Origin of the sequence: Desulfuromonas sp. TF (genome assembly GCF_000472285.1) — a bacterium.
GTDB lineage: Bacteria > Desulfobacterota > Desulfuromonadia > Desulfuromonadales > ATBO01 > ATBO01.
The window spans coordinates 407,239-416,617 of record NZ_KI421421.1 but is presented as its reverse complement, the minus strand read 5'-3'; the positions used below and the strand labels follow the sequence as shown (position 1 = coordinate 416,617).

Below are 9,379 nucleotides of genomic sequence, written 5' to 3'. Positions count from 1 at the left end.
AAGCAACCGCAAAAATAAAAAACAAATGGAAATCTCGAACCGATGGTCTAAACTACTTCTATTGAATGTCCGTTATTCAGGGAGGGAAAAATGAGGAAAGCTGTATTATTCGCAGCCCTGTCGCTGCTGATGCTGGTGGCAATCGGTCCGGTTCTGGCCGAAAAAACGATTTGGATTGACGAGAAAGGGAGTATCCATTCCGAAGTAAAGGATACCCCTCACGGCGAAAGCGAGAGGTCGGATGTCGAACTGTACGTGACAAGCTGGTGTCCGTACTGCAAACAAGCAATCCGGTATATGCGCTCTCGGGGTATTCCGTTCACTGCCTATGATATCGAAAAAGACGCGAGGGCGGCCCGGCGGAAAGGCGAGCTCGACACCCGCGGCGGCGTCCCCTTCGCCGTCATCAACGGACAGAAGATCCACGGGTTTTCGCCTGAGGCGTACGAAAGGGCGCTGGAGGGGCGCTAGTGTCCCGTATGGTTCTCTCTGCCTGCTTCCTACTCGATCACCTTCACCCCCGCCACCCGGGGCTCATGCCTCTTCCCCCACTCAACCCGTACTTCATACCGCGGACGCATTTCCTGCCCTGAGCCGGGCAGTCTCCTTCTGCCGCATGTCAGTTTTCCCTCCAAAAATAAAACCGCCAGGCCGGCAAAATCCCCGACCCAGACGGCTCAAATTTTTTCCTCCCCGATTTCCATCCCAGCCTCCGACCGAATCATAACAATTCATTTATTATCACGTCAAAAAGAAAAAGGCCTCTCCTAATTCCGGTGCAAAAAAAGGGCGGAACCTTTTCAGCTCCGCCCTTCGTAATTCATCCTATATTTTCGGAATCAGATCCCCGCTCGCTTGCGCAGCGATTCGGCCCGGTCCTTCTTCTCCCAGGTGAAGTCGGGGAGTTCGCGACCGAAGTGCCCGTAGGCGGCGGTCTGGCGATAGATGGGGCGCAGCAGGTCGAGCTGCTCGATGATCGCGCGCGGGCGCATGTCGAATTCCTCCTTGGCGATCCGGGCGATGTCGTTGGAGGGGATCTTTCCGGTGCCGAAGGTGTTGATCATGACCGAGACCGGCTCGGCGACGCCGATGGCATAAGCCAACTGAACCTCGCACTTGTCGGCGAGGCCTGAGGCGACGATGTTCTTGGCGACGTAGCGGGCCATGTAGGAGGCGCTGCGGTCGACCTTGGAAGGGTCCTTGCCGGAGAAGGCGCCGCCGCCGTGGGAGCCCTGGCCGCCATAGGTGTCGACGATGATCTTGCGGCCGGTCAAACCGCAGTCGCCCATGGGGCCTCCGACCACGAAACGCCCGGTCGGATTGATGAAGTACTTGGTCTTCTCATCCAGCAGGTTCTCGGGAATGATCTTCCTGACCACTTCCTCGACGATCGCCTCCTTCAGGGTGTCATAGGCCACCTCGGGGGAGTGCTGGGAGGAGACGACAACGGTATCGACCCGGATGGGCTTGTCATTGATGTATTGGATGGAAACCTGGGATTTGCTGTCGGGGCGCAGAAACGGGAGCAGACCGCTCTTGCGCACGTCGGCCAGACGCTTGGTCAGCTTGTGCGCGAAGGTGATCGGCATCGGCATCAGCTCGGGGGTTTCATTGCAGGCATACCCGAACATCAGCCCCTGGTCGCCGGCCCCCTGCTCGGTGTACAGCCCTTCTCCCTCGGTTACGCCCTGGGAGATGTCGGGAGACTGGCGGTCGATGGAGGTGAGAACAGCGCAGGTTTCCCAGTCGAACCCCATGGCGGAGTCGCCGTAGCCGATCTCCCTGATGGTCTGCCGGACGATATCGGGGTAGTCGATGCGGGCATTGGTGGTGATCTCGCCGGCGATCATGGCCATCCCGGTCGTCACAAGGGTTTCACAGGCCACGCGGGACCTGGGATCCTGGGTGAGAATGGCATCGAGAATGGCATCGGAGATCTGGTCAGCGACCTTGTCGGGGTGACCTTCGCTGACGGACTCGGAAGTAAAAAGAAAATCGGTCATGGCCATGGAGCGGAATCCTCCCTTTGTGCGGGGTAATGGTAAAAAACGAATATTAGTGGATAACGAGGCGGGTTGTCAAATATTTTGGATATATTCCCCAAGGGATTGTTTGAAGGCTGATCAAAAATGTCCAGATGCAAGGCGGCTGAAATCCTGAGGAATAAGGCGTACCGGAAGGTACGTCGTTGACGAAGGATGAGGCCAACGCAGCAGATGGGCGTTTTTCATCAGCCTCCTATATGATGGGGGCGCCGAAGATCTCCGGAAACCGCCGGCCCATCTCTTCTTCGAGGCGGTGGGCCACTTCCTGGGCGGTGGTCAGTTGCTTCAGCTCTTCAAGCAGGCGTTCCCCTTCCTGCCTGCTCACCTGGCGAAGGACGCGTTTAACCCGGGGGATTCCCGGGGCGTTCATGGAAAGCTCCTCGAATCCCAGGCCCAGGAGAACCATGCTGTAGATGGGTTCGCCTGCCATCTCCCCGCACATCCCCACCCCGATCCCGGCCTCTTTGGCCGAGGCGCAGATCATCCCAAGGGCTTTGAGGATCGCCGGGTGCAAGGGCTCGTAAAGATAGGCGACATGTTCGTTGCCCCGGTCGACGGCCAGACAGTATTGAATGAGATCATTGGTGCCCACGGAGAAAAAATCGACTTCCTTGGCCAGCAGATCGGAAATAAGAGCCGCGGAGGGCGTCTCGATCATGATGCCGACCGGCAATTGGGCATCGAAAGGAATGCCCTGCGCGGCCAGCTCGTCCTTGGCCCCTTCGAGACACTCCTTGCAGGAGCGAATCTCGGCCACTCCCGAGACCATGGGGAACATGATCCGGACCTGGCCGAAGGAGGAAGCCCTCAGAATAGCTCGAAGCTGAGCCTTGAAAAGCCGCCTCTCCTTCAGTGAAAATCGGATGGCGCGCAGCCCCATGGCCGGATTAGCTTCGTCGGCGAGATTGATCTCGGGAACGAACTTGTCCCCACCCACGTCCAGGGTCCGGATGGTCACCGGATGGGGGGCCATCCGCTCCACGATACCTCGGTAGGCCTGAAACTGCTCTTCCTCAGAGGGAGGCAGGAGGCGATTCATGAAGAGGAATTCCGAACGGAAGAGTCCGATCCCTTCAGCCCCCTGACTCTGGGCCAGCGGCACCTCGTCGGACATCTCCAGATTCCCGCGCAGGGCGATGCGGTGACCGTCCGTCGTTTCGGCGGCAAGTTCCCGATAGGAGAGGAGTTCCTTTTCCAGGTATTCGAAGGACTGTTTCTTCTTGAGATATTCCTTGAAGGTATCTGCGGAGGGATTGAGGATCACCGTGCCGTTGGCTCCATCGATGATCACCGGAGTTCCACCGGGGACGATGGAGGATACGTTTTCGAGTCCGACCACCGCCGGGATGCCCATGGAGCGGGCGAGAATGGCAGTGTGCGAAGTCCGTCCGCCGACATCGGTTACGAAGGCGATGATCTTTTCCTTGTCGATCTGCATGGTATCGGCCGGAGAAAGATCATGGGCAACGATGATGACCTTGCGGTCGAACTCCGTCAGGGACTGCTGGGTTTCGCCTTTGATATTGCGCAGCAGGCGGTTTCCCACCGAATCGATATCGGAGCGCCGTTCCCTCAGATATTCATCCTCGATGCTGTCGAAGACTTTTCTGAACCGGTCCAGGGTACGCTTCAGGGCCCCTTCGGCATTGACCCGTTCATTCTTGATAATCGCTACGGTATCGTCGATCAGCATCTGGTCTTCAAGGATGAGCAGATGGGTGTCGATGATATAAAGATGTTCAACCAGCTGCCGGTCTGTGACCCCTGCCTTGACCTCTTCCAGCTCTTTTTTGGAAAGTCGCACGGCATCGAGAAAGTTGAGAACCTCCTTCTCCACCTCGCCCTCGGCAATCGTACGCTCCACGACCGTCAGCCGGGTCCGGTTGAGCAGGTAGGTTTCGCCGATGGCAATTCCCGGCGATGCTCCCAGGCCGACCAGAAAAGTGTCCTGGGTGAAATCAACTTTCTCCGAAGCCGTCATCGATCAGTTGTCCTAAAGCTGTCAGTGCCTGTTGTGCGTCGTCGCCGGCCACGGCCACGGAAATCCGTGACCCTTGGGCGGCCGCCAGCATCAGAATGCCCATAATGCTCTTGCCGTTGACCTCCAGACCGTCTTTTTCGATGGTAATCTCGGACTTGAAGCGGTTGGCTGTCTGAACCAGTTGCGCCGCGGCCCGGGCATGAAGCCCAAGGCGGTTTTTTATCGTAAAGTCTTTCTTCTCCATCGATGTTCCTTTTATCCGCTAAAGAAAAAAAACAGCAGGATCGCTGAAGTTACAAGCACCAGCAGAAGGGTCGACACCCCCTTGCGGGCCAGCCGCCCTGCCAGGACGACCAACGGGATAACGGCGAGCCCCCAACCGGCCGACAACCCTTCCTCTCTCAGGCAGAGAAAAACAAGATAGGCGCACAGTCCTCCCAAAAGCACGACCGTCGCTTCCTTTAGGCGAATGGCCAGGTCCGGCAGATGGTGCCGCTGGATGCCTTCGACCACCCTGAGCCCGCGGAAGTAGCCTCGCAGCAATCCGACGATGCGAAACCAGAAATGGGGCAGATTGAACAGAAGCAAGAACACCACGGGGGCCCAAAGGGATCCGCGGGCCGCAAAGAAAAGCGCTACACCGGCGGAAAGGGGCCGCACGGCTCCCCAGAAAAGGGCGTCTCCCATGGCGGCATAGGGGGCCATGACCATCCCCTTGAATTCCTGTACCCCCAGATAGCTCTCGTCCCCACTTTTTTTGTTTTCTTCCAGTGCAAGAATCGCCCCGAGAATCGGCGAAGCCAGAAAAGGATGGGTGTTGAAATATTCAAGATGCCGACGATAAGCCGCGGCAAGCTCTTCCCCCTGGAACATGCTTCGCAGGGCCGGACCGAGGGTATACAGAACTCCGAGGTTCTGCAGGCGTTCAAAATTCCAGCTCGCCTGCAAGGCAAAGGAACGCAAAAGGACGCGGGCAAGAACAATTCGGGGGAGTCTTTTGCGTTCCATCGGCACCTCAGAGCAGCCACAGCATGAGCAGGGCGGAGGTGAAAGAAGCGGCGAAAAGGGTCAGAGACCGTCGAACGTTGATGGAACTGAGAATAATCGCCGTTCCCATGATCGGAAAGGCCACTCTAAGCCAGGGAGCGGCATCCGTTGTCGACCTAAGCAGAATCGGCCCCAGCTCGGAAAGCAGAAGCGAACCGACGATGACAATCGTTGCGAAGGTAGCCAGCGAAGCAAGAGCGAAATGCCCGATTCCCCACAGGTGGGCCTGTTCCGCAGCCCTGAACCGACCTTCCGCCAGCGCGTCCTGAGCCTTCTGCAACAATCTTCCGTTCCAGTCCCGGGCCCACCGTTCAAAAAGCTGCCCCATCTTTCCAAGCGGCATCGCGACAAGAGTGCAGAGAATGACGAAGGCCGGTCCTGACAGGCCCAGTCGGCTTCCCATAGTAATCGCCAGCACAGTGCTTCCGATGGCCACTTGGGTATCATCGGGAGGAATCGCCGCACCCACCGGCAGCCGCCCCAACCAGAGAAGCTCCACCATCGATCCGACCAGAAGACCGGCCGGAGCATCGCCCAAAAGCCATCCGGTCAGAGGGGCGGCGACAATCGGTCGTGAAATCATCACCTGCAGGAATGCCGTCCGGTCAAGCCCAGAGACCACCGCCACTGCGGCAGCCATCAGATAGCTCGCAGCAGCCATCCTAGGACCCTCCGCTCGGCACGAGCTTTCGCCAGTACTGTTCCCGGTCCGCCGGAATGCACTGGGAGACGATTCGTACCCCCTCCTCTTCCAGTGATTCGAGAATCTCGATATCTTCCCGATCAAGAGCGATGGTGCAGCTGTACCTCAACTTCCCCTCTCCTCCGTGCAGATTGCCCAGATTGAGCTCGGGGAAACTCATGCCGAGATGATAGGCTTTCAGCGCGTCGGCCGAATCGGCAAACAGCAGCAGAACCCTGTAATTCCGTTCCTCCGCCGCCAGGAACTGCGCCGCCTCCTCCACGGTGGCAATTACCACCCGGATTCCCCGGGGGACGGCGGCTTCCATCAATATCCGCTGGAAAGTGACACCGGCAATCCGGTCGTTGGCGACCACGATGCAGTCGGCATGGACGTACGGGACCCAGGCCTCCAGAACCTGACCATGAATGAGGCGGTTGTCGATGCGAGCCAGAACGATGCTCATAAAGTCCTTACCAGGGCAAAGGCGTAAATGCGGTCTTATTTCTGATGCACTCGCAAAAACTCAGAGGATGGCTAAGCAAAAATTTCGTGTGGTTTTTCAGGGGCGAAGGCATACATCAGGTATGTCGAGGTCCTGAAAAAACGCCGTAACGCCGTAGGGCGGACTTTTTGCGACGCCATCATTTCTGAAGAAATTCGCTGGCCAGTGTAATGCTCTGCTGTCCGTACGACTTGAGCTGGGCCACCAGGTCGGAAAGAGAGAGGCCTTCCCGTGTATTGAAGAACTTCAGCACCATCGGAAGATTCACTCCGGTAAGAACTTCAACCTGCTGGGGTTCGAGAAAGGAGAGGCTGATGTTGGCGGGAGTCCCGCCGAACATGTCGGTCATGATGGCGATTCCCTCCCCGTCTCGGCCGACCTCCTCGATGGCTCCGGCCATGTTGCTGCGAATGTCCTCGAGGCCGTCTTCCTTTTGTATGCAGACTGCACGGACGTTGGTCAAAGGACCAATAACCATTTCGGCGGCATTGATGAACTCTTTTGCCAGATTGGAGTGAGTGGCGATTACCAGACCGATCATCGTTTATCCTTTGGCCAAATCCCTGTGGTTCACCTCGAGAGTGATCCCTTCGCCGACAAAAGCCGGACGCAGCGCTTCCACGACGGCAACGCTGCGATGATGCCCGCCGGTGCAGCCGACGGAGATGGTGAGATAGCTCTTTCCCTCTTTGCGATACTGGGGCAGAAGAAACATCATCAGGTCCTTGAAATATCGCAGAAATTCCTGACATGCCGGCTGCGACAGCACGAAAGTGCTGACCGCCATGTCAAGCCCTCCCAGAGGCCGCAGTTCCTCCACAAAATGAGGGTTGGGCAGAAACCGCACATCCATGACCAGGTCCGATTCCAGCGGCACCCCGTAGCGATAGCCGAAGGACTGCAAACGGACGACCAGAGGCTCCGATCCCTCCTCCCCCTTGACGATCTGAACCACCCTTGACCTCAACTGATGAGGGGTTAGTCCGGATGAATCGATCACCGCGGTGGCTGAACGCTTCAGTTCCTCCAGAAGCTGCCGCTCCCGGCGGATTGCCGCGGGCACCCCGTCCGTTCCAGCCAGCGGGTGGCGGCGGCGGGTTTCGGAATAGCGGCGTATCAGCGTCTCGTCGGAGGCATCGAAAAAATAGATGACCGGTTGATAGCCGAGCGCCTTGAGATTTTGAAGATTCTTTTCGAATCCAGCCAGGAATTCGCGGTTTCGCACGTCGATGACCACCGCTACATCCGCAGTAAGCTTACCTCCCTGATCGGCCATTTCCAGAAACTGGGGAAAAAGGGCCATCGGCAGGTTGTCAACGACGAAAAACCCTTCATCCTCCAGGGCGTGGGCGGCGGCAGTCTTTCCTGAACCCGACAGGCCGGTGAGAACAAAGACTCGTTTCCGGCTCATTCAAGATTATCCCCGATGATGGTGTGAGCGTGCAGGTATGCCATTTCCGCCATCCGCTTTTCTAATCGATCCTGAAATTCGAGGGCGCTGTGATAACCCATTTCCTTGAGCAGTTGATTGCGCGCCGCGACTTCGACGATCGTCGTGATATTGCGGCCGGGGCGGACCGGAATTTTCAGAAACGGAATTTCGAGACCGAGGATGCCGTATTTCTGTTCTTCAAGCCCAAGCCGGTCGTATTCCTTTCCTTCTTCCCACTCCAGAAGTTCAACAGCCACATCGATCTTCTTGCGCTCACGGATTGCTGCCACGCCAAAGAGGTGCTTGATGTTGATGATCCCCAGACCCCGGATCTCCATATGATAATGGAGCAGGTCCATCCCTTCTCCGAAAAGGACGGCTGGAAGCTTCATGCGCACCTTGACGACGTCATCCGCCACCAGGCGGTGCCCCTTGAGTACCAGATCGAGAGCGCATTCGCTCTTGCCGATTCCGCTTTTACCGACAAGCAGGACCCCGACCCCCAGCACATCCACCAGCACACCGTGGACGGTGGTTGAAGGAAGGAGCCGCTCCTCCAGAAACTGGGTGATCATGGAAATGAAGGTGGAACTCTGGTGATGGGTACGCAGGAGGGGAATCCCCTGCTGCTCGGCTTCCATGACCAGCCGTTCGGGCGGCTCCTGGCCCTTGGTGATGATAAAGCAAGAGACATTCAGAGCGCAGAATTGGCGCAGATTGACAGCGGCCTTCTCCGGCGTCAGATGATTGAGATAGCTAAGCTCGGTCGACCCGAGGACCTGGATTCGGTCGGGGTGCAGATTGGTGGTATAGCCCGCGAGAGCCAGACCGGGTTTTTGTATGCGGGGAACCTGCACGCAATTGCCGAGACCGCGTTCCCCGGCCAGCAATTCAAGGTCAAGCCCCGCCTCTTTTTCGCCAAGAAGCTCTTGGATACTCAGTCCGGCCATAATCCCCAGTAATGTTAAAGCTGCTCTTCTTCTTCGGCGATGATCGAATAGACTTCCTCACCGCTCGATGCGGCAAGAAGCCGGTTCCGGACCGTGGAGTTCTTGAGCAATTTGGATATTCGCGCAAGTGTCTTGAGGTGGACGCCGACCGATTCTTCCGGAGCGATCAGTAGGAAGAACAAATGCGCAGGGCGGCCGTCCATAGAGTCGAAATCGACTCCTCCGCGGCTGCGGCCGAAAGAAATCACAAGATGCTTGAGATCTCTCAACTTGCCGTGGGGGATGGCCACGCCTTCTCCGATGCCCGTGCTGCCCAGCCGTTCCCGCTCCTGCAACACGTTGATGACCTCGTCACGGTCCAGACCGTTTTCTACTTTGAGGATGGCATCGGTCAGTTCGGCAAGGACCTCGTTCTTGCCTGTCGCCTTAAGGTCCGCAGTGATGGCGGCGGGTTTCAGCAGGTCAATTATCTTCATTTCTTTACGTCCAGTCCCTTCTGGAAAAACCGGGGGGAAAGGACACACATCCCTTCCCCCCGGTCATCATACTGCTATTACTTGCTTTGAGGAACAATTAAACCGTAGTTGCCGTCCTTGCGGCGGTACACTACATTGATCTCCTCCGATGCCGAATCGGTGAAGACCAGGAATTCTTTGTTCAAAAGGTCCATCTGCATGACCGCCTCTTCCACCGCCATCGGCTTGACGGGAAAACTGTTGCTGCGGATGATGATCGGT

12 protein-coding genes are annotated in these 9,379 nt (G+C 57.3%); 1 reads left to right on the top strand and 11 read right to left on the bottom strand.

The features are described from left to right. Positions 1-90: 90 nt before the first annotated feature. Complete coding sequence (locus DTF_RS25555; RefSeq protein ID WP_051361293.1) at positions 91-471, top strand: glutaredoxin domain-containing protein; 381 nt, start codon at positions 91-93, stop codon at positions 469-471. 368 nt (positions 472-839) lie between these two features. Here DTF_RS25555 and metK read toward each other — a convergent pair whose 3' ends face one another. The 11 genes from metK to DTF_RS26195 all read right to left on the bottom strand — a co-directional run. Continuing rightward, complete coding sequence (gene metK / locus DTF_RS0113270; protein ID WP_027715711.1) at positions 840-2,009, bottom strand: methionine adenosyltransferase; 1,170 nt, start codon at positions 2,007-2,009, stop codon at positions 840-842. 229 nt (positions 2,010-2,238) lie between these two features. Then, positions 2,239-4,026 (bottom strand): phosphoenolpyruvate--protein phosphotransferase, encoded by a 1,788-nt coding sequence (ptsP, locus tag DTF_RS0113265; protein ID WP_027715710.1) that lies wholly within the window; start codon positions 4,024-4,026, stop codon positions 2,239-2,241. Further along, a complete protein-coding gene (locus tag DTF_RS0113260; RefSeq protein ID WP_027715709.1) occupies positions 4,004-4,270 on the bottom strand; it encodes an HPr family phosphocarrier protein in 267 nt (88 codons plus the stop codon). Before DTF_RS0113260 ends, ptsP begins: the two co-directional genes overlap by 23 nt. A gap of 11 nt (positions 4,271-4,281) precedes the next feature. Further along, on the bottom strand, positions 4,282-5,034 hold the full coding sequence (locus tag DTF_RS23495; protein WP_051361292.1) for a PTS system mannose/fructose/sorbose family transporter subunit IID: 753 nt from the start codon (positions 5,032-5,034) through the stop codon (positions 4,282-4,284). 7 nt (positions 5,035-5,041) lie between these two features. After that, positions 5,042-5,734 carry a PTS sugar transporter subunit IIC gene (locus DTF_RS23490; RefSeq protein WP_051361291.1) on the bottom strand — a complete coding sequence of 231 codons (693 nt, stop codon included), beginning with the start codon at positions 5,732-5,734 and terminating at the stop codon, positions 5,042-5,044. Between the two features lies 1 nt (position 5,735). Next, positions 5,736-6,221, bottom strand: a complete 486-nt coding sequence (locus DTF_RS23485; RefSeq protein WP_051361290.1) for a PTS sugar transporter subunit IIB — start codon at positions 6,219-6,221, stop codon at positions 5,736-5,738. Between the two features lie 178 nt (positions 6,222-6,399). Beyond that, positions 6,400-6,801, bottom strand: coding sequence for a PTS sugar transporter subunit IIA (locus DTF_RS0113240; RefSeq protein WP_027715708.1), 402 nt, complete (start codon positions 6,799-6,801; stop codon positions 6,400-6,402). Positions 6,802-6,804: 3 nt separating this feature from the next. Further along, the gene (gene rapZ / locus DTF_RS0113235) at positions 6,805-7,671 is read right to left on the bottom strand and encodes an RNase adapter RapZ (RefSeq protein WP_027715707.1); all 867 of its coding nucleotides are present in this window, start codon (positions 7,669-7,671) and stop codon (positions 6,805-6,807) included. Further along, positions 7,668-8,642, bottom strand: a complete 975-nt coding sequence (gene hprK, locus DTF_RS0113230; RefSeq protein ID WP_027715706.1) for an HPr(Ser) kinase/phosphatase — start codon at positions 8,640-8,642, stop codon at positions 7,668-7,670. The genes rapZ and hprK overlap by 4 nt, the downstream gene beginning before the upstream one ends. Before the next feature lie 14 nt (positions 8,643-8,656). Then, the gene (locus DTF_RS0113225) at positions 8,657-9,118 is read right to left on the bottom strand and encodes a PTS sugar transporter subunit IIA (protein ID WP_027715705.1); all 462 of its coding nucleotides are present in this window, start codon (positions 9,116-9,118) and stop codon (positions 8,657-8,659) included. A gap of 77 nt (positions 9,119-9,195) precedes the next feature. Continuing rightward, the coding region (locus DTF_RS26195; protein WP_193352702.1) for a sigma 54 modulation/S30EA ribosomal C-terminal domain-containing protein at positions 9,196-9,379 on the bottom strand (184 nt) is incomplete at its 5' end.